The organism is Nocardia sp. NPDC019219, assembly GCF_040632645.1.
In the GTDB taxonomy this organism is placed as follows: Bacteria; Actinomycetota; Actinomycetes; order Mycobacteriales; family Mycobacteriaceae; genus Nocardia; species Nocardia sputorum.
Genome location: NZ_JBEYCG010000005.1, coordinates 15,388 through 39,223 on the forward strand (window position 1 = coordinate 15,388; position 23,836 = coordinate 39,223).

17 protein-coding genes are annotated in these 23,836 nt (G+C 69.2%); 7 read left to right on the forward strand and 10 right to left on the reverse strand.

The features are described from left to right. Window positions 1-9: 9 nt before the first annotated feature. The 4 genes from ABZ552_RS11670 to ABZ552_RS11685 all read right to left on the reverse strand — a co-directional run bounded on the left by ABZ552_RS11670 (window position 10) and on the right by ABZ552_RS11685 (window position 7,942). Window positions 10-2,322, reverse strand: coding sequence for a nitrate- and nitrite sensing domain-containing protein (locus tag ABZ552_RS11670; protein ID WP_281873226.1), 2,313 nt, complete (start codon window positions 2,320-2,322; stop codon window positions 10-12). Window positions 2,323-3,043: 721 nt separating this feature from the next. Beyond that, window positions 3,044-4,840 (reverse strand): 3-deoxy-7-phosphoheptulonate synthase, encoded by a 1,797-nt coding sequence (locus ABZ552_RS11675; protein WP_357436842.1) that lies wholly within the window; start codon window positions 4,838-4,840, stop codon window positions 3,044-3,046. A 50-nt stretch (window positions 4,841-4,890) separates the two neighbouring features. Further along, window positions 4,891-6,366: an NAD(P)/FAD-dependent oxidoreductase gene (locus tag ABZ552_RS11680; protein WP_281873223.1), complete on the reverse strand. Its 1,476-nt coding sequence runs from the start codon at window positions 6,364-6,366 to the stop codon at window positions 4,891-4,893. 919 nt (window positions 6,367-7,285) lie between these two features. Further along, on the reverse strand, window positions 7,286-7,942 hold the full coding sequence (locus ABZ552_RS11685) for a TetR/AcrR family transcriptional regulator (RefSeq protein WP_281873221.1): 657 nt from the start codon (window positions 7,940-7,942) through the stop codon (window positions 7,286-7,288). Between the two features lie 89 nt (window positions 7,943-8,031). Between ABZ552_RS11685 and ABZ552_RS11690 the strand changes: the two genes are divergently transcribed. Further along, window positions 8,032-8,226: a hypothetical protein gene (locus ABZ552_RS11690; protein ID WP_281918684.1), complete on the forward strand. Its 195-nt coding sequence runs from the start codon at window positions 8,032-8,034 to the stop codon at window positions 8,224-8,226. A 322-nt stretch (window positions 8,227-8,548) separates the two neighbouring features. Then, a complete protein-coding gene (locus tag ABZ552_RS11695; RefSeq protein WP_281918683.1) occupies window positions 8,549-9,670 on the forward strand; it encodes a hypothetical protein in 1,122 nt (373 codons plus the stop codon). 70 nt (window positions 9,671-9,740) lie between these two features. Here the strand turns inward: ABZ552_RS11695 and abc-f are convergent, their stop codons facing one another. Further along, window positions 9,741-11,375, reverse strand: coding sequence for a ribosomal protection-like ABC-F family protein (gene abc-f / locus ABZ552_RS11700; protein WP_357436847.1), 1,635 nt, complete (start codon window positions 11,373-11,375; stop codon window positions 9,741-9,743). A 293-nt stretch (window positions 11,376-11,668) separates the two neighbouring features. Between abc-f and ABZ552_RS11705 the strand changes: the two genes are divergently transcribed. The 3 genes from ABZ552_RS11705 to ABZ552_RS11715 all read left to right on the forward strand — a co-directional run bounded on the left by ABZ552_RS11705 (window position 11,669) and on the right by ABZ552_RS11715 (window position 15,622). Next, window positions 11,669-14,380 carry a LuxR family transcriptional regulator gene (locus ABZ552_RS11705; protein ID WP_281918681.1) on the forward strand — a complete coding sequence of 904 codons (2,712 nt, stop codon included), beginning with the start codon at window positions 11,669-11,671 and terminating at the stop codon, window positions 14,378-14,380. Window positions 14,381-14,707: 327 nt separating this feature from the next. Beyond that, window positions 14,708-15,136 (forward strand): hypothetical protein, encoded by a 429-nt coding sequence (locus tag ABZ552_RS11710; protein ID WP_281873212.1) that lies wholly within the window; start codon window positions 14,708-14,710, stop codon window positions 15,134-15,136. A 312-nt stretch (window positions 15,137-15,448) separates the two neighbouring features. Beyond that, window positions 15,449-15,622 (forward strand): hypothetical protein, encoded by a 174-nt coding sequence (locus tag ABZ552_RS11715; protein ID WP_281873209.1) that lies wholly within the window; start codon window positions 15,449-15,451, stop codon window positions 15,620-15,622. 123 nt (window positions 15,623-15,745) lie between these two features. Here the strand turns inward: ABZ552_RS11715 and ABZ552_RS11720 are convergent, their stop codons facing one another. Then, on the reverse strand, window positions 15,746-16,948 hold the full coding sequence (locus ABZ552_RS11720; RefSeq protein ID WP_357436852.1) for a glycoside hydrolase family 19 protein: 1,203 nt from the start codon (window positions 16,946-16,948) through the stop codon (window positions 15,746-15,748). Between the two features lie 148 nt (window positions 16,949-17,096). Here ABZ552_RS11720 and ABZ552_RS11725 point away from each other — a divergent pair, with 148 nt between their 5' ends. Further along, window positions 17,097-18,629 carry an FAD-dependent monooxygenase gene (locus ABZ552_RS11725; RefSeq protein WP_281873203.1) on the forward strand — a complete coding sequence of 511 codons (1,533 nt, stop codon included), beginning with the start codon at window positions 17,097-17,099 and terminating at the stop codon, window positions 18,627-18,629. A 136-nt stretch (window positions 18,630-18,765) separates the two neighbouring features. On the opposite strand, the gene ABZ552_RS11730 is transcribed toward ABZ552_RS11725, so the two are convergent. From ABZ552_RS11730 to ABZ552_RS11740, 3 genes are all read right to left on the reverse strand, one after another. Next, window positions 18,766-19,440, reverse strand: a complete 675-nt coding sequence (locus ABZ552_RS11730) for a hypothetical protein (RefSeq protein WP_281873201.1) — start codon at window positions 19,438-19,440, stop codon at window positions 18,766-18,768. Between the two features lie 532 nt (window positions 19,441-19,972). Beyond that, on the reverse strand, window positions 19,973-21,196 hold the full coding sequence (locus tag ABZ552_RS11735; protein ID WP_281873200.1) for an oxygenase MpaB family protein: 1,224 nt from the start codon (window positions 21,194-21,196) through the stop codon (window positions 19,973-19,975). Further along, window positions 21,147-21,809: a TetR/AcrR family transcriptional regulator gene (locus ABZ552_RS11740; RefSeq protein ID WP_281873198.1), complete on the reverse strand. Its 663-nt coding sequence runs from the start codon at window positions 21,807-21,809 to the stop codon at window positions 21,147-21,149. Before ABZ552_RS11740 ends, ABZ552_RS11735 begins: the two co-directional genes overlap by 50 nt. Before the next feature lie 182 nt (window positions 21,810-21,991). Here ABZ552_RS11740 and ABZ552_RS11745 point away from each other — a divergent pair, with 182 nt between their 5' ends. Then, entirely contained in the window at window positions 21,992-22,573 is a 582-nt protein-coding gene (locus ABZ552_RS11745) for an LppA family lipoprotein (RefSeq protein ID WP_281873196.1), read from the forward strand. A 262-nt stretch (window positions 22,574-22,835) separates the two neighbouring features. On the opposite strand, the gene ABZ552_RS11750 is transcribed toward ABZ552_RS11745, so the two are convergent. Beyond that, window positions 22,836-23,771, reverse strand: a complete 936-nt coding sequence (locus tag ABZ552_RS11750) for a helix-turn-helix domain-containing protein (protein WP_281873194.1) — start codon at window positions 23,769-23,771, stop codon at window positions 22,836-22,838. Between the last annotated feature and the right edge of the window lie 65 nt (window positions 23,772-23,836).

Here is a 23,836-nt window from a genome sequence, read left to right on the forward strand (position 1 = left end):
AATTGCGGACTAGTCGAGGTCGGGACGCTTCCGGCGCCCCTGGCGGGTCCCGTTCTCGATGGCACTCATCAGATTGCGTGCTTCGTCGGCGGACCGCTGCCGAACCGGAGCCGCGGCGGGCTGCGCCGTCTCCGGCTGCTCCTCGGCAGATTGGCGGCGGCGGCGGGGCAACGGCGGCCGGGTATCGGAAGCGGGGTCGGGATGCGGTGCGGAGCCCGTGTCGAATCCGTGGGTGTCGCTGTGCGGAATCGGTGCCGGGGACTGATCGGAGGGGGAAGTGAACCACGCCGACCGTCCCGTCGCCGGCCGAGGCGGTGTGCTGTCGGGCGCCGGCGCCTGTGCGGGCTCGACACGGTCGCCGTCGTTCTGGTCGCGCGAGGGCGTCTCCGATTGCAGCAGGGCGCTCGGAACAAGCACCACCGCCCGGACCCCGCCGTAGACCGATTCCCCCAAACGCACCGAGACGCCATGGCGGTGAGCCAGTTTCGCGACCACGAACAACCCGAGCCTGGTGTCGCTGGACAAGGTCACGACACTGAAATCCGGCGGGTTGGAGAGCACTTCGTTCCGCGCGGCGAAGTCGGCCTCCGACATGCCGAGACCCTGGTCGATGATTTCGATCGCCACACCGCGCCCGACCACGACGCCGGTCACCTCGACCCGCGCCTGCGGGGGCGAGAAAGCTGTCGCGTTGTCCATCAGCTCGGCCAGCAAGTGGATCACATCGGCTACCGCGTTGCTCGACACCTGGGCTTCCGGCAGCCGGCCGGTCTGGATCCTGGTGTAGTCGAGACTTTCCGCGACGGCGGCGCGGACCAAGTCCAGCAGCGGAACCGGCTTGCGCCAGCGCCGGCCCGGCTTCTCGCCACCGAGGATGATGAGGTTCTCGGCGTTGCGCCGGGCCCGGGTGGCCAGATGATCGAGCTGGAACAGCAGCTCGAGCTGGTCGGCGTTCTCCTCCTGGCGTTCGGCCTGGTCCAGCAGGGCGAGCTGGCGGTGCACCACCACCTGGCTGCGATGCGCGATGTTGAGGAACACCGCGTTGACGCCCGCGCGGGTCTTCGCCTCCGCGACCGCGGCCGACACAGCCGCGACATGCGCGCGGTTGAAGGCGTCGGCCACCTGGCCCAGTTCGTCGGTACCGAAATCGAGCCGCGCCACTTCCGCCTCGGATTCGAGGCTCTCGCCGCGCCCGAGTTTCTGCATGAGCTCGGGCAGCTGTTGGTCGGCCAGTTCCAGTGTGTCGCGCCGCAAGCGCCGCATGCGCGCGATGAAGCGATTGGCCAGCACCAGCGCCGCGACGAACGCGAGCGTCGCGACCAGCAGCACCGCCGCGCCGCCGAGCATGGACTGCCGCGCGGTCTCGTCGCCGCGCTCGCGGGCGATGGCGTGCGCGTCGTGGCTCTGGTCGTCCCACAACTTCAGCAGGGCCGAACCGACCTGGCCGGAAGCTTCCTGCCAAGCCGCGACGTTCATGGGCAACGGTGTGGTTCGCGAGGTCGAGCGGCCGCTCTGGGTCCTGCCGGACTCGTCGGAGTCGCCGCCCGCCTCCACCGGCCCCCGCAGCAGCACCGCGTCCTGCATCGCGATCACCTTCTGGTAGGCCGGTCCGCCGGTGATCTCTTGGAGCTGGGCGAGGCGGGTGCCCTTCAACACTTGGGCGGAGTAGGCGACCTGACTGCGGAATTCCCCGACCAAGCGGCTGAATTCGGTCAGTTGCGCGGGCGTGTGCTCCTCCACGGTCAGCGCCACCGCGCCCAACGTGTCCGCCATCGACAATGCTTCCGCCGCGCGCAGTGGCTCCACGCCGTAGCTCAGTTCCATGGCGATGTCGGCTTCCGGCGCCACCCGGGCGGCGAGTGTCGACGCGGCGATGATCGTGCCGATGATCTGGCTGAAGGCGCCGAACACCTCGCTCGGCACGGCCTGTCGCGAGTCGACCCCGCCGCGCAGCGTCGGCACCAGCGCGAACAGCTTGTTGTAGCCCTCGATCTCGGAGGCGGACCCGCCGGGGTTCAGCTTGCGAGCGGCATCGCCTTTGGCGATCACAGCCGCGAGCGCCGCATCCGAGCGTTGGCGCGCGGCGGCGAGCCCGCGGGCGACTTCGGTGTCGCCGGCCAGATACAACAGCGACAGGCGGCGCTCCTCTTCGAACGACTGGACCATGAGGATGGCCGGTACCGTCGTGCTGCTGGCCAGCTCCGCCCATTCCTTCGCCGCCCGCGCGGATCGCACCAGGTAACCTGCGGCGCCCACACCGATCGTGAGCAGCGTGACGCTCGATATCAACACGATCGCCAGCAGGCGCACCCGGACGCTCACTCGGCCACGGACGTCACGCCGGCTCGAGCGAACCACTCCCACAGCGGATTCGCGTAGCTCAGACCACTTGCTCACGGCTAGAAAATGCCTACCTCTGACACGGCCCCGCCCGACCCGGGCGGCACCTCACCTGTACCCGTCCGAAGAATAACGAAAGTGTAGCGGTTCGATCGCGAATCACACGGATTGGTGACCCACAACAAGTGAACCGAAATTATTCCTGAGTTACATAGCACATCCTGGAGTGCGGCCGAAACGGCGTGACGGGCAATTCCCGGCGTACCGCCCGCACAGCACTGGTGATATGCGAGGTGTTCGGCTCGCGACTCTCTGAGTCAGAGCGATCCACTATTGCTAACTTACCGCCTGTTCTGCTGGTTTTTCGAAGTGGCTCGATGTCATGAGTTGTGGGCTCGCGCTGCGCGGTGACCGGCTCATGACGCACGGGTCGCCTGGATGCCGACGCAGCGGAAGGGCACCTGTGCGAGCGGGATCCGGGTGATGATATAGCGCTGATTTCGAAATCGATTTCCCGCTGTTGGCGACATTCTGTCGTCCGGTGGCTTCCCGGCATCGGGCGTCGTTGCTCTTCACCCGGGCGGTCGGTGCCGAACTGTTTTTTCGCCGCGGCGCTTCCGCGCTCGTGGTGGCGAGACCCGGATCTGTGGCCGCAGTCGCAGAGCCCGGTCACAATCGAGATCGGATCAACGGGGTAGACCGCTCAGACGACCCGCTGCTCGAGCGCGGCGACGACACAGTGCAGTGTCTGTACGGGATCCAGTCCGGGGGAGCGGCGAATCCGGCGATCCGTGCACTGTTTGCCCGCATCCCTTTCGGTCCATGGCTCGACGACGTCGGCTTCGCATTCGAGATGCAGGCCGCCGGGAGCGGTTCCGGTGGCCCGGCATGTTCGGAAGAACGCGCGGATTCCGTCGATGACGTCGTCGATGCGGAAGGGCGCGTGACCGAGCCGTATTCGGGGGGTCGTGGGCATCGGATCGCACACCCAGCAGACCGGGGTTCCACACGCGGCGGCCGCGGCGAACAACGCGGGAAGCCTGTCCAGGGTGCCCGCGACGCCCAGCCTCGGGACGAGAGTGAGCTTGCCCGGCTGCTTGCGCGGATTCAGCGCTCGGCACAGCAGTTCGACGTCGTACGGTGTGGCCGCCGGACCGAGTGCCACCGCGACCGGGTTGCCGACACGCGCGGCCAACCGCATCCGGTCGCGCGCACGGTTGCCGGTGTGGTCGCCGATCCACAGCATGTGCGCCGAACGGTCCCACCATTCCCCGTGCGGTTCCTGACGGGTCGGCGCGGCCTCATACGGTGCGGACGGTTCGCGCGAGATACGCGGCGGCACCAGCGAAGTGTGCAGTTCGTGTGCCCCTGGTGGCGTGATCGCGGCGACGGGCAAGAGTCCGCCGACCGCGCGGAGCAGATCACGACGCATCGGGTCAGGGCACCGATCCGCGGCTTGGCGGAGCATGGTCACGCACAGCGTGATCGGCAGGCGGTCGCCGGGCCACTCGTCGAGCGTCGCGGCGGCGCGCGCGGATCCGCGGTGTCGCTTGGGCGCTCGTTCGATGGTGACGGTCGCTTCTCCCAGTCCGTGCGCCAGGACCGCGGCGGTGGCATATATCAGCGCCCGGCGGTTGGCGAGTGTCCGGGTTTCGCCACCGCAGGAGGTGTCGTCGCGGCCACCGAGGTGCAGCACGAAACCCTCTCCGCGCGCTGCCTTCGCCAACCCCGCTGTGAGCGCGACGCATTCGGCCGGATGGATCGGTGCGGGCAAGAGCCTCGAACGCTGGGCGCGGTCGAGCAGTGGTGCGGATACTCCGCCCATCTGGTCGTCGCCCCTGGGCTCGTGCGCCGCGAAGACCTCTCCCGGCACATCGAATGATTCCGCCCGTGTGTGTTCCGGTTCGTCCGACCACGTCGGATCGTCATCGGGCGCAGCGGCGTACTCGGGCGGGATGACGTCAGGGTTGAACGATTCCCGGATGTAGCAGACCGGTCGATCGCCGAGCAGCATGACGTAGGACCGCGTGGCGCACAGGCGACCGTCCGGCCATCTGATCACCCCGGTCCGCAGCAGCCGCCGCCGCTGGGACACCCCGCGGGAGATCAGGCCCGATCCGATCGGTACCCGCACATCGTCCACGCCGGAAGCGGCCGCGCCCGCGCGCACGGCGACGACGTAGTTGACGGACGCGGTGACCAAGTCGGCGTTGACCAGGCACGAGCGTCGGACGATGAGGCGATCGGTACCGGACACGCGCAAGACGTCGGTGACGGTGTCCGGCAGCCGGGCCGCGGCGATTTCGTCTTGGCGCAGAACCCGCACCGTCAAGTCGGTGCCGAGAACGGCCGCGAGCGCGGGCGTGGTGAATCCGTCGCTCGCCAGCAGCGCCCTGGTCAGCGGGTGGCCGAACCGGCCGATTTCGTCGTGATTCGGGAAACCCGAGCCACCGGGCGAGCAATCACCCGGTGGCTCGGGGCCGGTGTGTGTGATCGTCACGACCGGCTCCGAGCGGTGGCTGTCACGGGAAACCCGTTGGGATACCGGTGCTAGGAGGTGGTGGCGCCGGCAGCCGTCGGGGGAAGAACGGGGCGAGCCACGGCTGCGACCTCCGCGTCCGTCCGAGGCCGGCCGGTCAGCCCGAGGACCGGGTCGGTCGTGATCCGCAGCTGCTCGGTCGTGGTGTCCGCCAGCGGATCACGCCAGTGGTCCCACACGACCGACATGTCCAGGTGACCCATGTATTCGAGATTCGCCGACTCCGCATGCAGGCGTTCGGCCGCGGACATGATGGTCTCGGTCGCGGTGCGCTCTTGCACTCCCGAGGACTCGTCCATGTCGGTGAGACCCGCCATGATCTCGGTGAACTGAGCCTGCTTGGTGTCGCCGCTGTGCCCGGTCGTCAGGGTGCCCGCGTGCGCGAAGTATTCCTCCGAGCCCACGTACTGCTCGTACATGCGCGAAACCAGGACCAGGAATCGCGTGTAGGCCCGGCGATACGCGTGCTCATAGAAGCCGAGGGCGTCGGACTCGCTCAGTTCGCCGCGCAGGATCGTCGCGATCGCCGCCGCGGCGACCAGGCCCGAGTACGTCGCCAGATGCACGCCGCTGGACAACAGCGGGTCGAGGAAACACGCCGCGTCGCCGACGACGACCCAGCCGGGGCCGCAGAACCGGTCGGAGCTGTAGGAGTAGTCCTGCTCCGCCTTGACCTCCGCGACCCGTCGCGCACCGGCGAGCAGCTTGCCCATCGCCGCGCTGTCGCCGATGGTCTCCAGGTAGTACGCCTCTCGACCTTGTTCCCGAAGCTTCGGAGCGGCTTTGCGCGCGGAGACGACGTAGCCGACGCTGTGGCGGCCGTCCGAGAGCGGAATGTTCCAGAACCAGCCGCCCTCGGGCGTGGACACCACGTTGATGGCGCCTTCCGGACTGTCCGGATGTAGTTGTGCGCCTTCCCAATACGACCAGACCGCCACGTTGCGGAAAGCCGGATGCTGCTGGCGATCGATGACCTGGTGTTTGGCGAGTACGCCGGCCCGCCCCGAGGCGTCGACGAGGAAATCGAACTCGGTGGTGTGGGTCCGGTCGTCACCGTCGACGGTCCATTCGACGGCGGTGGGCCGGTCGTCCTCGAAAAGGACGTTGGTGACCGTGGCCTGCTCGATCACCTGCGCGCCCTGCTCGGCGGCGTTGCGCAGCAGCAATTCGTCGAAGACGTCGCGTTGCACCTGCCAGGACCAGGCTTCCGCGTCCACCAGCTTGGACCAGTCCAGCAGCCAGTCGTCGTTCTGCCACTGGAAGTGGCCGCCCCGTTTGATCTGGAAGCCGTGCGCGGCCACCGCGTCGTAGGCGCCGGAGAGGCGCAGGGTGGAGAGGACGGAGGCCAAGAGGCTCTCGCCGATGTGGTAGCGCGGGAACTTATCTCGTTCCAGGAGGGTCACCCGGACCCCCGATTTGGCGAGCAGGGCTGCGGTGGTCGACCCGGCTGGGCCGCCGCCGATGACCAGAACGTGTGGATTGTCCATAGCGAACTCCCTGGAACTGCCGACAAGGATCGTGCGCCCGCTTCAGCGACGGAAGAACCCCCGGGGCGAGCCGCGGTCTTCGGCGCGCCCGGAAAAATATTGCCGCTGATTAGCTAGGCTAACGGTGCACGGTCCGATTGTAGCAATTCATAGCGAAAGCTCAATAGTCACAGGCTATTTGGCAACCGTACGACTTCGGGCAGCTGCGTTGCTGAAGGGTTGCCAAATTCCCCGCATGACACGACTTCGGCTGACCGCAGGCGCGCGGCGCGAACGGCGGGCGTCGGAGGGTGCCGACATCGCGCCATTCGTGGGAACCGTTGCGGGGGAGTAAATTTCGCCAGCTCATCGAAGCCGAGGCTGGGAAGGTGGAAGGTCTGAGGTAGGCGGGGATGGGCTTTGTCGTCCGGTCATCACCCCTCTTTCCCTACGGATTCAGGATACGGGGGCCCTTCGCGCCCCACGAGCCGTTTACCCAGAGTTATCCTGCCGGTGGGCTGGTCTCCACCCCGGCCAACTCCGGGCGACGGTTCGAAGTGGCGGATCATGTTGCTGCGCGGTCGATTTGCCCACCTCCGTGACCTGCGCGGAATGGAATTTCGCAGTGTCGGTGGATGTGACACCACGGGGTGATCGCGCGGCCTGTGTGGTGGGCTTCGAGTCGGTACCTTATGTCGAGAAGTGCGCTCGGTCCTCGTCCAGAAGGTCGCCAACGGCGACAGGCGGTGAACGAATTGGTTCCGACGGTCGCGCGGACGAGATCCCGCCGTGCGGTACGCACGCCTCGGGCGTAGGGGCGGTCACCCCAAGGTGGAACGGGTGCTGTCCGGGGTAACCGGATCTGGTGCGATCCGCCGCACTCCGGGTCCGGACGGCCCGGTTCGCGAGAGCGATCACATCGAAGCGAAACGGCGCGGGCTCAGCCGGTTTCCGGCGCTTCGTAGGCGCGCAGGAAGGTATCGACCGCCGCTGTGGCCACCGCGTGCATCTCGGCGGTGGAGACCTTGCGGGTGCCCAGCCGCGAACGGCCTTCCATCGGGCCGGTGATCAGCACGAGGAACTGTTCCGCGGCGGTCGCCGGGTCGCACGCGCGCAGGCGGCCGGACAGCGACAGGCGCGCCAGCCGGTCGGCGAGTGCTTCGGCCAGTTGGTCGGACGTGCGGCCGACAACGATGTCGATCAAATCGGGGAACTGCGCGACCTGACCGTAGGTCAGCCATCGCAGCGATCGGGATCGCTCGGCGCAGCACGCCCGGATCAGCCGGTACGCCACGTCTGCCAAGGTGGCGCGTAAGTCGGAGCCCGGATTGCGCAACCGGTCCACCACCGACAGATTCTCGGCCAGCACCGCGTCGCCGGCGGCCGTCAGCGCGTGCCGGAACAACGTCTCCTTGTCGTTGAGGTGGTTGTAGATCGTCGGCTTGGCGACGCCGGCCTCCTCGGCGATCTCCTGGACGCACGCCTGCGCGTAACCCCGGCGCGCGAATACCACGAACGCCGCGTCGAGTATCGCCTGCCGCTTGTCGATCCGCCCGCGCGAAGCCCTCTGCGCGGCCGGCGATGTCACCTCTGCCACTTTCGCAGTGTAGCGCACCCGGCGCAGCGTCTTTCCTGGCTGGTTCAGTTTCATGAACTGATCTATGATAGACTGGCACGCACATTAGATTGAACTTGCCGTTCGGCATCGCGATGGTCGCGCTCCTGATGGAGACGAGTGTCGGCGCGCAGCCGGGCTTCCGGCGCGCGTACCGATGGATCGCGGGCGCCGCGCTGATCTTGATCGTGGCGCCGCCGTTCTTTCCGGCTACCTCACCCGGCCCGCACCGGATATGGATCCCGCGCAGTTGCGCACGGAGCTGAACTGGCCGGTGCTGCCGCGATGAACGACATCCGCGCGCTCGGTGGTGAGCACCGGCCGCAGCGGTCGGCGGTGCTCATGGACGAGCGGCGGCGCAGCGCCTGAACGGTATGGGTCGCACCGGAAAGGTAGGCGACGCCGGGCGCGGCCCGCAGCGCGAGGCGCGGACGGCGTCGAGCGGCCGATCCGAGGGGCCTCGCGACGTTCCCAGTAGTGGCGAACTCCTGGCTATCGATCGGCCTATCCTGCTTGGGAGCCGTCGGATTCGGGCTTCGAGCGGGTGAACGGCTGATCCGTTCGGGAGAACTACGTGTTGGACAGGCGATGACGCGACTGGTGCACTTCGTGGGCAGCTTGCCCGCGGCATTGACGACCGACGACAGTGACGTCCTGGAATGGTTCGTTCGGCGCAGCCGAGGCCACCGGCTCACCGGTGTACCGCGGGATCTGGATCCCAGCTGGGTCGTGGACTACCTGCGGGCGCGGGAGGAACACGACGACGTTTTCGAAGTGGTGCGCAGTGGTGACTTCGCCGACTACGCCGACATGCGCGTCTACGGCCTACGCCAGGGCGCCATCCTAGAACCTCGCCACGTGGCGATGGACCGCGTCGACCGCATCGGCCCGGTCGTGGCGGCCTTTCGCGCGCTGCGGGATCGGCACCCGGAACTCGCCGACACGAGATTGCAGATCAGTCAACCGAATCCGCTCGACCTGGCGCTGTTCGTGTTCGGCGGCGCCGCGGTGGCCGACGGACTTCCGCTCGGCCGCGCGCTGCGCCACTTCCCGACGGTGCTTCCCGCGCTGCGCAACCTGCCGGTTTTCGTCGAGGCCGTGCTGGCCGAGATGGCCCAGGTCGTCGCGGATCACGGCGACGTGATCACCTGGCAGGTCGAGTCGCCGATCGCTCAGCTCGCACTCGTGAAGGCGGCGCGGTTCGGGGTGCGGGCTCCGGTCGGTCGGCTGGTCGCGCGGCAGTTGGCCGACTTCCTCGCGCGGGCGCACGGCATCGGCGCGCAGACCACTCTGCACCTCTGCTACGGCGACTACCAGCACAAAGAGTTGCTCGCGCCGCGTAACCTCGCGCCTGCGGTCGAGCTGTTGAACGCCGTCGCACGAATCCTGCGCGCTCGCGCGGTGCCGCTGCCACCGGCGCACATTCCGTGCGCTTACGGTGCTCATCCGGCCCCGCTGGACCCGGCCTTCTACCGGCCGTTGCGCCGGCTGGACCCGGACTGGCGCGTGATCGCCGGGGTCGTGTCGCCGATGGGAGCGCAAGACAGTATCCGCGGCCTTGCCTTGTTCGAAGCAGCCACGGGGCGGGCCGCGTACGGTGTGGCGACGGCCTGCGGGCTCGGCCGGTGCACCGTCGAGGAGGCCGAGCGGGCTGCCGTGGCCACCGTGGCGACCGCCGAGGGCGCGCCGAGCGAAGTGGTGGGAGCCTGACCCGCCCGAAGCCGCCTGGGGGAGATACGCAGCCGCCTGCCCGTGGCGAGCGGCTGCGTATCTCGCCGGTTCAGATGATCGGCCCGGGCGCGGTGACTTCGCGGAGCCCGTCTTCGGACAATCGCAGCCAGCGCTGCACCCCGACCTCGGTGAGGAAGCGTTCATCGTGGCTGACGACCACGAAGGCGCCCCGGTAGGCGTTCAGCGCACTCTCCAGCTGGCCGACACCGGTCAAGTCGAGATTGTTGGTCGGTTCATCGAGCAGCAACAGTTGCGGAGCAGGCTCGGCGAACAAGATACAGGCGAGCGTGGCCCGCAGGCGCTCGCCACCGGAGAGCGCGCCTACCGGCAGATGGACGCGCGAGCCACGAAACAGGAAGCGGGCCAGCAGATTCATCCGCTGGGCCTCGGGCATGGTCTTCGCGAACGCGGCCAAGTTCTCCGCGACTGTCCGCTCGGGGTCGAGCAGGTCCAACCGTTGCGAGAGATAGGCTACTCGGCCCTCGGCGCGGGTGATCACACCACCGTCGGCCGCCAGGTCACCGTGAACGATCCGCAACAGCGTCGATTTCCCCACGCCGTTCGGGCCGGTCACCGCGATTCTCTCGGGCCCTCGGATCACCAGGTCGACGCCGGTGAAGACCGTCCGCTGCTCGTAGCGGAACTGGATGCGCTCACCGGCGAAGACCGTGCGTCCGGCCGGAACGTCGGTGCCGGGCAGTTCCAGCACGATTCTCTGTTCCTCGCGCATCGCGCGTTCGGCCTGGTCCAGCTTACTTTTCGCCGCTCCCACGCGGGCGGTGTGCGTCTCGTTCGCTTTTCCGGCCGACTGTTGGGCGTTGCGTTTCATCGTTCCCGCGAAGATCTTCGGCAAGCCCGCGTTGCCCAGGTTGCGTGCGGCGTTGCTCGCACGGCGCGCCGCGCGTTCGCGCGCCCGTTGCAGCTCTCGCTTCTCGCGCTCGAGCTCCTGCTCGGCGTTGCGGACATTCTTCTCGGCGACCTCGCGCGCGGCACGAACGGCGGCTTCGTACTCGGTGAAATTGCCGCCGTAGAACCGCACTTCGCCACGGTCGAGTTCGGCGATGCGGTCCATGCGTTCGAGCAGGGCGCGATCATGGCTGACCAGGAGCAGGCAGCCGTTCCAGTCCGCCAGCAGGTCGTAGAGCCGGTGGCGGGCGTCGAGGTCGAGGTTGTTGGTCGGTTCGTCGAGTACCAGCACCTCCGGCCTGCGCAGTAGTTGCGCCGCGAGGCCCAGTGCGACGACCTGCCCGCCACTGAGCGTGTGCAGACGCCTGGTGGGGGACAGCTGGCCGAGGCCGAGTCGTTCCAGCTGGGCGCGGGTGCGCTCCTCGATGTCCCACTCGGAGCCGATGGTGGCGAAATGCTCCTCGCTGGTGTCCCCGGCCTCGATGGCGTTCAGCGCCGCGAGCACGGGGGCGATGCCGAGCACCTCGGCGACGGTCAGATCGCCGGTCAGCGGCAGGTTCTGGGGGAGGTATCCGAGTACCCCCTCGACCGACACGCTGCCGCCGCGGGGCCGTAGCTCACCGGCGATCAGGCGCAGCAGGGTGCTCTTTCCGGCGCCGTTGGGGGCCACCAACCCGGTCCGGCCGCCGGGCACGCTGAAGGACAGTTCATCGAAGACCGGGGTGTCGTCCGGCCAGGAGAACGACAGGTTCGAGCAAACGATGTAGGCATCGGACATGGCTGTTACCTCGAAGGTCGTGCGGGCGCGCGAAACCGGCGCCGCGCGAGGAAGGATGGTGAAACGACGAAATGGCCACGACGGCGGCGCTCGGATAGCGCCTACCGGTGGCCGTCAGACCCGGGAGTTATCCCGAGATGTCGAGTTCACCCGCCATGTTCGAACTTCCTCGCTCCGATTACTGTCCGTCGACCATAACAGCCGCGCGCTCGACGCCGTCCACGGTGACCCCGCTTCGGTAGGGTCGCACCGGGACCCGCCATCGGGACCGAGCCGGAGAAGGAGTGCGCACCATGCCGCTGTTCGGGCGGGAAGCCGAGCTGAAGGACCTGCGTGCACTCGTCGACGGACCCGAGGATCGCAGTGGGATTCTCATTCAGGGTGAGGCCGGGATCGGGAAGTCCGCACTGGTGAACGAGGCGGTCGCGGCAGCCGCCATCGCGGGAACCCGAGTCCTGCGCACCGCGGGCGCGGAGGCCGAACAGCACTATGCCTACGCGGGGCTGCATCGGCTGCTGTACCCGGTGCGGAAAGGGCTCGACGAGTTGCCGCCACAGCAGCGCGACGCGCTGGCAGCCGCCTTCGGCACCTCGGACTCCGGCGATGAACCCGCCATCTATCTGGTCGGGCTCGCGGCGCTGACGCTGCTCGCCGATACGGCGAGCCCGCGACCGCTCCTGATCGTCGCTGAGGACGTGCACGCACTCGATGCCGCCAGCGCGCAGGTCCTGGCGTTCATCGCCCGCCGCGTGGACACCGAGCCGATCGCGCTGATCGTCACCCTCCGCGACGGGATCGGCTCGCCGCTCGCGGACGCGGGACTGAGCCTCCTGCGTCTGGAACCCCTGTCCGACGACGATGCCGCCGCGCTGCTGGACCTGACCGCGCCCGGCCTGCCCGCACCGGTCCGTCGTCGGCTGCTGGCCGATGCCCACGGCAACCCGCTGGCGCTGACCGAACTGCCGACCGCGGTGGGCGAACTCGAAGACCTTCCCGCGACGCTGCCGCTGACCGAACGGCTCGAACGCGTTTTCGCCGAGCGCGGTACGACGCTGCCCGCCCCCACCCGTGCCGCGCTGCTCGTCGCCGCACTCTGCGACAGCGACTCGATCACCGAAATACTCGCCGCCGCGAGCCTTCTCCTGGGAACGCGGGCCGAACCCGACATCTTCACGCCCGCGGTGGAGGCCCGGCTGCTCGTCCTCGGTCCCGGCACCGTCACCTTCCGGCACCCCCTGATGCGATCGGCCCTGACCACGACGGCGACGGCCGGTGAACGCGCCCGCGCCCACGGGGCGCTCGCCGACGTCCTCACCGACCCGGATCGGCGGGCGTGGCAGCGGGCCGCGGCCACCGCGGGCCCCGACGAGCAGGTGGCGCGCGAACTGGAGGCTGTCGCCGAACGGGCGCGGCACCGCGGCGCCGCGATCGCGGCATGGGAACGAGCCGCCGACCTCAGCGACCATCCGGAACGGCGCGCGGACCGGCTGCTGCGGGCGGCCGAACTCGCCGTCGATTCCGGCCGCCGTGATATCGCCGAACGACTCGTCGTGGCCGCGCGCGCACTCCCCAGCACACCCCGCCACCGCGCCACGGCGGCCTGGCTGCTCAGTGGATTCGACGACGGTGTGCGCGAGAACCCCTCGCGCATAGCCGAGTTGGCCACGCTCGCGGCGTCTGTCGCCGCCGACGGGCACCCCGACGCGGCGACGCGCATCCTGTGGGGTGCGGCAATGCGCTGCTTCTGGTCCGAACCCGGGCTCGGGGTGCGCCAGGCGCTGCTCGCCGTGGCCGACGACCTTCCCATTCCCGACGACGATCCGCGCCTGGTCGCCGTCTCCGCGTACGTCGCCCCGTTCGAACGGGGCGAACGGGTCCTCGGCCACTTGCGCGCCCTTGCCTCGGACACCGGTCGCGACCCCGAAGTCGACCGATTCCTGGGCAGCGCGGCCCTGCAAGTGGGCGCTTTCGACCTCGCCGCCCACTTCTCCGGCGCGGCCGCGCCTGGATTTCGCGTCGAGGGGCAGCTCGGACTGCTGCCGCGCGCGCTCACCGTCCAGGCGTGGAGCCTGACCCGGCTCGGCGATCTCGCCGCCGCGGCGCCGGTCGCGGCCGAAGCCGCGGTCTTCGCCGGCGAAACCGGTCAACCCTTCATGCACGGGCTGGCCACCGCCGTCCAAGCCGAAATCGCCGCGCTGCGCGGGGATTATCCGCGCGCCGCCGCACTCGTGGCCGAGGCCGAACGGATCGGACTCGCCTCCGGCGCACGTCCCGTGCTGGCGACGGTCCAGCTCGCACGCGGGCTCGCGGCTCTGGGCGAGGGGCGCTACGACGACGCGTTCGCCGATCTGCGCCGCATGCACGATTCGCGGGACCCGTCGCACTCGCCGGCGCTGCGCGCCTACTTCCTGGCCGAACTCGCCGACGCGGCGATCCGTGCCGGACAGCCCGACGCACTGCGGGAACTGCTGCGCGGCCTGGAGCAGGCCGCGGCTGCCACGCCCTCGCCCGCTCTGCACATCGGATGGCGATACGCGCACGCGCTCCTGTCGACCGACGCCGCCGAAACACACTTCACCGGCGCGCTCGGCGCGGACCTGACCGCCTGGCCGGCCGAGCGCGGCCGGCTGCACCTGTCCTACGGCGAATGGCTGCGGCGACAGCGCCGGGTCGTCGAGTCCCGCACCCATCTGCGCACCGCCCGGGAGATCTTCGACGCCCTGGGGTTCACCGCGTGGAGCGAACGAGCCCGGCTGGAGTTGCGCGGTGCCGGGGAGTCCAGCCCGAACCGTGACCCCGACGCCCGCGATCGGCTCACCCCGCACGAGCTGAGCATCGCCCGGCTGGCGGCGCAGGGACTGACCAACCGGGAAATCGGGCAGCGGCTGTACCTGTCGCATCGGACGGTCAGCACCCACCTGCATCGCATCTTCCCCAAACTCGGCGTCAGCTCGCGCACCGATCTGGCGGCGTTGCTACCGGCCGACGAGGACGCGACCGGCTGATGCGGACCGGCCCGCGGACCGGAATGCGGATCAGCCCTCCCGCCGCGCACGACCGACGGACTACGTCATCCGACGCTCGGCAGGAGTTCGGACGAGATCGACGCAGTCTCGACGCCGGGTCCCGGAGCAAGGGATGGAGCGGGGCCCGAGTCGCGGGGGCCGATGGTGTAGTCCCGGACGGTGCGACCGATTACGTCAACGCAGCGTCGTCTGACGGATTCGCCGGGATACCCGCAGCGGCGATGCTCGATGAGCGTCCGGAACCGGAGAACACGGCACCGGAACCGCGGACACATCTCGCATCGCCGAATCCCGAGGAGCATTTCCATGACGACGGTCCGTTTCCACCTGCTGTCCACCTTGTCCCCGGCCGAGGTAGTACAGGCGCTCACCGATTTCGGACCCACCCGCACCCAGGTGTGGCCGACCATCGACGCCGAGCACTTCGTCGTTCACGAACGCGGCGACACCTGGGCGGAGGTCACCGAGGGCACCGCGGCCGCGTGGGAACGCGCTCGCTACCAGTGGGATCCGGCGGGCGACACCGTCACCATCACGACGCTGGACTCCAAACTCTTCGGCGCCGGCGGCGGCTGGGTCTTCCGGGCCACCCCCGGCCAGGGCGGCACCCGGGTGGACGTCGAGCTGACCCGCACCCCGCGGACGGTCAAAGGCAAGATCCTCGCGGCGCTGCTGCCCCTGGTCGGGCCGTCCTCGCTGCGTAAGTCTTTCGCGGGCCCGCTGAAGGCCGCGTGATGATCAGCGGCCGGAGAACGCACCGATCCGCCGATCCGCAGACTGATCGGCGGACACGCGCCGCCACGGCGGCGGAGATCTGGGCGGGCCCGGTGTCGCTATGGCTGTGGGCCGAATCCGCGGTGCTGCACGGCCACGGGCCGGCGAGGGGGGACTTCACCGGCTGACCGCTGAGAACCGCCCGCATGCGACGGCTCGGCGCCCCGTGCGGCTCGGCGAGAAACTCCAGTGGCTTACGTCACGGCAATAAGCCGTGACCGACGACCGGCGATCACTATTCTCCGGACCGGTGGGGAGAATAGTCTGTCCGGTATGGGTGTACGTGTCGGTGACAGAGTGCGGCTGGTCCCCGGCGGTCAGCAGGCTTTCCGGGTACTCGAGATCGTCGGCGCGTTCGCGCTCATCACGACCGAACCTGACCTGAACGGCGGCCGGCAGTTCGGGGTGCTGACCGCGAGCCTGGTCCCGAGCGGCGAACAGGCGTGAACCCTCCGTGGTAGACGGTCACCGCCGCGTCTCGCGATGTCGCCGCGCAATCGGCGACCTCCTGATCCCGTGCTTCGGCGCGGGCACGGTTCGGCACACATCCGCGCGCCGAAGGAATGCCGTTCAATCGGCGTCGAGCACTTTGCGGGCCCGGTTGTAGGTCTCATTGCGCTCCGAGCTGCCGTTCGAACCGCCGTTGATCGTTCTGGTGATAGCGTCGAAGTCCGATTCGTCGGCCTGCTCGTTCAAATTCTTGGCGTCCCAGAACCAGCCCGCCGTGGCGAAGGCGTACTTCGGGTCGGCGGCCAGTCCGGGGTTGCCGACGAGATCGACTTCGAGGGCCTCGCCCGCGTCCCGGTAGTTGTTGCGGCCGGTCAGCTGCATGCCGCCCCGTCCGTGAAAGCGGGCGCCATCGCCGGGATGTTTGTTGCCGAGGCTCGGGCCGACGCTGGACCCGGGCCCGTAGTTACGGTTGAAGTACGACGAATCACCGTATTCGGTAAGCGTTTTCAGGTCGTCTGTTTCCACTCCGAGCTGGGCGAGGAACGCGGCTTCGCGTTTCGGGGTGTCTATCCCGTAGTCGCGCATTGCCTGGTTGAGGTAGGGAAGATATTTCCGCAAGGTCGCGCGCGGTGTGCCGGGGAATATGCGCTCCAGCTGCTCCAGAGTCATCGGGCCCATGGTCCCCGCCCGGTCGGCGTTGTGCCCGGCCACCGCGGCGAACTTCGTCTCCACCCGCACGAGCGCGGCGACGACTTCGGTCAGCAGCGCCTTCTCCTCGGTCGGCGTCAATTTCTCCGATCGAGCCGAGACCAGCACCGCGGCAGCTTGCAGGACCGGTGCGAGACGTGCCGCTTCGTCCCTGATCGTTCCGACGAACTCGATGTTGTCTTCGGCCGCGTCTCCCACCTTGCCGGAGATTTCCCTTTCCCGCGCCTTCAGATCGGTGGCGAGCCGCGCCAGCTTCGCGGACTTCTCGTTGTAGTGCGTGGTCACGATGGCTTCGTTCGCGACGTCGTACAGGTCGGCCTCGTCGAGCAGAGCGATCATGTCCGGTATGTCTCGGGTGTGCCCGGTGCCGAGTTGATCGACCATGAGGCCGAATGCGGCGCGGGTGACCTCGATGACCCCGCGCACCGTGGCGGATGCTTGCGGTGGGGCGATCAAAGTCGCGATCTGTTCCCTGGCATCGGCGATCGCCGAGGAAGCCGCCGTGGTGGATTCCGGCACCGGTGCCTGGCCCGGGACCTTGGCCGGTAGCGCGAGCAGACCGTATCGAGCCCGCCCCCAAGGATCCGCCTCCAACGGATCGAAGTGGGAGCCCATCTCGCGATTCTCACATGACCTGGCACCGACGTCCGCCGTGATCCTCCCCAGTTGTGACAGGGCGATGGGAGCGGCCGCGAGGCCCGGTGCAAGCGGCATGCAATGAGCTGCAAGGGCGGCGCAATACGTCCCTCGCACAGTGACTTTCATGAACGAGACATGTGAAGTGGTGGTCGTGGGAGCCGGGCCGGTCGGGCTGATGCTGGCCTGTGAGCTAGGGCTGGCGGGGGTGGATGTGCTGGTGGTGGAGCGCCGCACGGACCCGGACCGCACCATCAAGGCCGGGGCGATCAATGTGCCGACCGCTCAGGCCCTGTATCGCCGCGGGCTGCTTCCGCAACTGCGCGCCGAGCAGGACGCCGCGCTTGCCCGGTTCGCGGAGTTCCGGCGCAACAGCGGTGTGCCGCCGATCGGCGCCGGACGGCGGCCCGCGGTGGGGCATTTCGCGGGCATCATGCTGGACGTGGACGCCGTCGACTTCGACGACCCCGATTTCGCCGATGCGGGTCCGGCCGCCGAGGTCTTCCTGGTGGCCCAGCAGTCCATCGAGGCGATACTCGCCCGGCGCGCCGCCGAGCTCGGCGTGGAGGTCCGGCGCGGGACGCAGGTGACCGGATTCCGCGACGACGGTGCGGGCGTCACCGTCGATTGCGGTGACCACACCGTGCGCGCCGGCTGGCTGGTCGGTTGCGACGGCGGGCGCAGCGGCGTTCGTAAGATCGCCGGATTCGAGTTCCCTGGCTTGGGCCCGGAGATCACCGGCCGTCAGGCGATCGTGGACATGACCGGCGCCGAGGATCTCCGGATGGGCTGGAACACCACCGCTTCCGGCCTCTATGCCTACGGTCCGATGCCCGGCCGTGTTCTCACCGTCGAACCGGACGGTCCGCCCGCCGACCGCGAAACCCCCGTGACAGCCGCCGAACTGCAGCACAGCATCCGTGCCGTGAGCGGTGTCCCGGTGGTCGTCACCGCGGTGCATTCGGCTACCCGCTTCACCGACAACACCCGTCAGGTCCCCGATTACCGCAAGGGCCGGGTGCTGCTGGCCGGTGACGCCGCGCACGTGCACTCACCTTTCGGAGGACAGGGTCTGAACCTCGGTATCGGCGACGCTGTCGATCTGGGCTGGAAGCTGGCCGCCGTCGTGCGCGGCTGGGCACCGGAAGGTCTGCTCGCCACCTATACCGCGGAACGCCATCCGATCGGCGCATGGGTGCTGGAATGGACGCGGGCGCAGGTCGCGCTGATGCGCACCGATGCCCGCAGCCGCGCCCTGCGCGCCGTCGCCGCCGAACTGCTTGCCTCCCGGGACGGTGCTACCAGCGTGTTCAAGAGCATCTCCGGTGTCCGGCATCGTTACGATCTCGGCGGTGGACACCCGCTGGTCGGATCGGCCACTCCCGACATCGAGTTGGCCGACGGCACCCGCCTCGGCGAGTATTTCACCGGGCCCGAGGCCGTCCTGCTCGACCTCACCGATTCGGCCGACCTGCGCTCCCGCGCCGCGGGGTGGTCCGCGCGAGTGCGGGTCGTCACCGCGAAACCGGCTCAGCCGCGCGAACTCTCGGCCCTCCTGATCCGTCCCGACGGCTGCGTTGCCTGGGCTGCCGAAGGCGGCGACCTGGACGGACTGGAGGAATCGCTGGCCCGTTGGTTCGGCGCTCGCACCCACGCCTGACGCTCGTTTCGGACCGTGCCGCCGTCAGGTCGGCACCTACCGGGCAGTGCGCGGCGGCTGCGGTCCCGCTCCGGAACGACCGCCGTAGCCGTCGCGTACCGCCCGAAGGCTTTGTGAGGTGGCATCGCCGGTGCGGTCAGCTCAGCAGCCGCTGCTCCAGTTGCGCGAGAACGGCTCGGTTGCGCTGCGCGTCCAAGGCCAGCGCCGCGGCCCAGACGTGCGCGGAGATGACTCCGGTCTGGACGCGGTCGATCCAATCGTGAATGGTGCTGCGCCGGTCCAGGGTGTCGCTGTCGAAGGTGATGGGCTCGAGCTCGGGCAGGTGCACATAGCGCAGCTGCGTGATTTCTCTTCCGCGGGCGTCGAAAATGCTGGCGGCCCAGACTTCCTCGGTGGTGGCAGGTTCCTCGGGTCCGTCCGGAGAAGTGGTCGTCATATCGGGCTGGTTGTCGATCCCGTGCACGATGGTGTCCGCGGCCGCCTGGTGCGCCAGCCCGAATCCCCACAGCCGGCCGTGCATACCCGCCATCATCCGACCGGCGATGTCCAGGATGGGAGAACCCGCGACCGTGGGGGTGTCATTGGGTGAGAATTCCGCGAAACCTGCCGCGCTCGCCGAGTCGTCCTCGCCGGTGCCGGTGAAACCCCAGATGTGCACGAGCCCGGTGTCGAGGCTCGGCGCGCCGCTGCGGCGCCTGATCATCGCGGGCAGCAGCATGTCGAGGACGGAGCGGGCCGGATACCGGATGGCCGGTACGGTGTCCGGTCGACGTATGCTGCTGTTGCGCTTCTGATTTCGTCGGCCGGACATAAGCTTCTCCGTCGAAGTGTGGTTTCGGACAAGGCATCGACCCGGTGGTAGTCAGCGCTGTCAGTGTAGATAGCGCGACCGGTGGCGTTGTCGACAACCGCGCATACTCGTGCGGTCCGCAGTCCGAATGTCCGGTGGGGGTTGCTGGGTGTGATGACCGTCTGGCCGCGTGCCGCGGCTTGTTCGTCCAGGTCTACCCAGCAGTCGGCGATGCGGTGAACCGGTTGTGCGGCATGGCTGCTCGGACCTTCCCTGTGGCGTCGGCATCAGGGCGTGTTGACAACCGGGAATGCCCGGGATGCGACCACCCCGGCGGCGTCGAACGCTCAGCCGGAAAGCCGGTCGTCGGGCATCAGACGGGTGATCGAGAGATCTCGTTTGGTCGTCGTGATCAGCTTGACTCGAGGGCCGTGCGCAAGGCGCGTCCGCCCATGTCGCCGGGGCCCCAGATGATGAGCCGATGAGGACGTGACGCCACCGTCTCCTTGCCGATCGCGAATTTCTCGGACTGACCGCCGGTCCGGCCGGGAGGTCAGGCGGTGCGTTCCAGCGGCGGCGCGGACTGGCCGATGGTGGCGCTGGTTTCGCCGATCAGGCGTCGCAGGAAGGCTTCTTGCTGCCGCCGGCCCTGAACGGCGGCGCGGTCGAGCCCGCCGGGGGTCAGGTGGGTGTAGGCGGTGCGGACGAGATTGACGGGAATGCGCAAGGCGGGGTACCACGGCGGGACGTAGGCGGGCAGCCCGAGCGTCCGCATCGCTTTCGGCCCGAGGAAGGCACTGCTGACGGACAGATGCCGGGCGCGGGCCAGGCGGCCCCGCAGCGCGGGCAGATTGGGGTAGGACCAGTTCAGCGGATCGTCGGCCATGGGCCGGGCGAGCTGGCGGCTGGTCTCGTCGGGATTGGTGATGGCGGTCAGGCAGTGGTCGAGGATGGCGATGCCGTCGCGGAAGCCGGTGGGCAGCCATTGTTCCTCGACACCGATGAGCCAGCCCACGTATCGGGTTAGGTGCGCGGCGGCCGTCAGTTCGCGGGGGGACAGGATGACACCGAGCGCCATGCCGCCGACGACGGGCGCGAGCAGCGCGCCGACCAAGGTGGCGGCCATGTCGGTCTGGTTGATCGGCAGGCCCCAATCCTCGGTGCGCCAGTCGGGCATGGCGCCGACGTGCCGCCGGACCAGGGAGTGGATGAGCCGCACGTGCAAAGTGGAGCGGTAGCCGACGCCGTACCGGTCCATGCCGTTCTCGGTGGACACGTCCATCGCCCATTGCAGGGTTTCGGCGAACCGGCGGGCAGGGCCCTTCTCCAGGGCGCCGGTGCGCAGCAGCGTCTTGTTGAATCCGGAGGCCAGATAGCCGCCGATGAACGAGACGTCGCGAGCGAAATACAGCCCGTCGTTGCCCCCGGAACGGAACACCCGCTCGCCCTCGCGCAACAGGGCCGGGTCGACCCAGGCCGGGGTGTCCTCGACGACGCCGAAGAATGCGCGCAGCGGCGCGGGAGCGTCGGGGATGCTGTCGATGCCCGACCGGAGCGCTCGCTCGAACAATGGCCGCGTGACGGCCATGCCTTCGGCGTACATCCACTCGACCAGACGGTCCATCGGCTCGTCGCCGACCAGCAGGGATTCGCCGAGCAGCTGCCAGCGCCGCGGAGACGGTTTCCCGATGCCCAGCAGCGCGGAGAAGGGACCCAGGCCGGGCGCCTTACGGGGCCGGGCGGGGTGCCGTGCCGGGACGGTCGCGGACGTGGTCATGGGTGAGCTCCTCGTCGGGGCGGGTGATGCCGTGTTTTATCAGCGGCACGATGGTGGTGCGGACGAAGGCGCGGGCGCGCTCGTCGTCGGTGAAGTCGACGCTGCCTCCGCCTGGAGTGAGCAGCAGCGAATGGGCGAGGCGGGCAACGAGTTCGGCGACCGGGTGCGGGTCGTACGCCGCGATGAGGCCCGCGGACCGGGCATGGGTGAGGATGCCGACGATGTACTCGATGCCGATGGACACCAAGCGTTCGCCCTGCACGGTGGAGAAGCGCAGCGCTTCGTCGGGCGCGACCCGCAGCAATTGGGTGACCAGCCGGTGGATGCGGGTCTGCAAGAGGACGTACAGCATCGTGTCCTCGATCTGGGCGTCCACGCTGTCGGCGGTGGCGGCGATCGCGGTGACCTCGGCGAGCATGCGGCGGGTCTCCCGGGCGAGTACCGCCTCGATCAGGTTGTCCTTGCCCGCGAACCGGCGGTGGATGGTGATCCGGCTGAGCCCGGCCATGCGGGCGATGTCCTCGAGGCTGGCCCGGCGGATCCCGAACTGCAGGATCCGGTCCAGCGCGGCGTCCATGATCCGCTCGTCGACGCCGTCGGCCCGCTCCGTCATGAAACAAGACTAGAAAGATTGTTTCATTGAGTCAATGTTGCGGCGGTGCTCGCCGCCACATCCCGTCGGCCGCGTCCGTTGGCACGCGGGGGTTACGCGCCGCGATCCCGGACTTGCGGCGAATAGGATTGCGCGCGAAGCGAGCTCGCACCCGTGCGGCCGCCGGAGCGTGGGAGGCGCCGATGACCGTTTTGCGATGGCCGCGCGGCGCGCTGCGCTGGTCTGCCGTGCTCGCGGTGGCGGCTTCGACCGGGGGATGCGCGACCCTCCTAGGTGAACCGGCCCCGCCGCCTTCGGCCGAGGAGATCGCCGCCGCAGCAGCCGAATTGGCTGGCTTGCCGTCTTCTGAGGCGGCCGAGCGGGACGTGGAGTCGGTGGTCGAGCGGATCACCGCCGCCGCGTCGGCGATCGAACCGGGATTGCGGTGGAGCCGGAGCGAGGACCGTGCGCTGGGTTCCTGCTACGGCCCATACGAGCACACCGGCGGCAGGCGTGTCGTCCTACCGCGCCACCGGGCCGAGGGTTCGCTGCCGCCGGATGCATGGCCCGGTTTCCAGGAAACGGCCCGCGTTCTGGCCTGGTCCGTCGGCGCGACGGACATGCTGCCCGCCGCCGGCTCGTCACCGGACCGGCACGTCACCTTCGAGGGGTCGGATGCGGCGAAATGGGACAGCAACACCCAGCTGTCGGTGTTCGCCGACGCCCGGTCGATGACCGTCACCGCTACCGTGGGCTGCCGCCTGCCCGAGCGGCCGGGTGGCTGAGCATCCGGCGACCTGCTCGCCACCGGGCAGATCACCCCGCCCGAGCACCGGCGGATCTACGATTTGGGTAAACGGTATGGCGGATCGAGCCGGGTCGCTTCCGCGCCGTCCGTCATAGAACGGGGATCACGCGGGGGCGGGACGAGGCCGAGGTCGAGAATTCGGTGAGCGGCCGGTGGTCGGCGTTCGAGGCGACGGCACGGTTCCGGTCTCGGAAGGCGGCCCGCTCGGGAGGACATCGACGCGGCAGCCGGAGCCGGGATCACGAGCCCCGGAACGCGCGCCGGTAGGCGCCCGGCGTCGTGCCCACCTGGGCGCGGAAGCGGCGGCGCAGGTTGACCGCCGAAGTCAGGCCGACGCGCGCCGCGATCGTCTCCACCGGCAGGTCGGTCTCCTCCAGGAGGGTGCGGGCCTCGGCCACCCGCCGCGACAGCAGCCACGCACCCGGGCTCGTGCCGAGCTGATCGGCGAAGCGCCGGGTGAGCGTGCGAGGCGAGACGCTGAGATACGCGGCCAGATCGCGCACCGACAGCGGTGCCCCGAGGCGCGCGCCGGCCCACTCGAGCAGCCCGTCCAGCGCGTCCGCGGGCGGCGGAGGTGGCGCGTACTGTGCCTGGCCGCCCTCGCGGTGCGGTGGCATCACCATGTGGCGCGCGATCAGCGCGGCGTGCGCCGCCCCGTGATCCCGCCGGACCAGGTGCAGGCACAGGTCGATGCCCGCGCCCGCTCCGGCGCTCGTGGCGACGTCACCGTGGTCCACGTAGAGTACGTCCGGCTCCACGCGCACCTGGGGGAACTCTCGCTCCAGCTGTGCGGCGCGCGCCCAGTGCGTCGTCGCCGAGCGTCCGTCCAGCAGGCCCGTACGGGCCAGTGCGAAGACCCCGGAGCAGATGGTGACCAGCCGCGCCCCGCGCGCGTGTGCCCGCAGCAGCGCGCGGCGCACCCGGGTGGACAGCGGCGCCTCCACCGGCGCCCAGCCCGGGATCAGCACGGTGTCCGCGGAAGCGAGGGCGGACAGTCCCCGCGACACCGACAGTGCGTACCCGGACGTCGTCGGCACCGGGCCGGGCGTCTCCGTGCACACCTCGAATTCGTAGTACTGCGGCACCCCGGCCCGCCGCGTGCCGAACACCTCGGCCGCGCAACCGAGTTCGAATGTCGACTGCACCGGCCGCACCAGGGCCACCACACGATGCATGGCACAAAAGTACCCTTCGATGTCCGACCGGACACTTTCTCCTCCTCCCCGCGCGCGGCACCGTA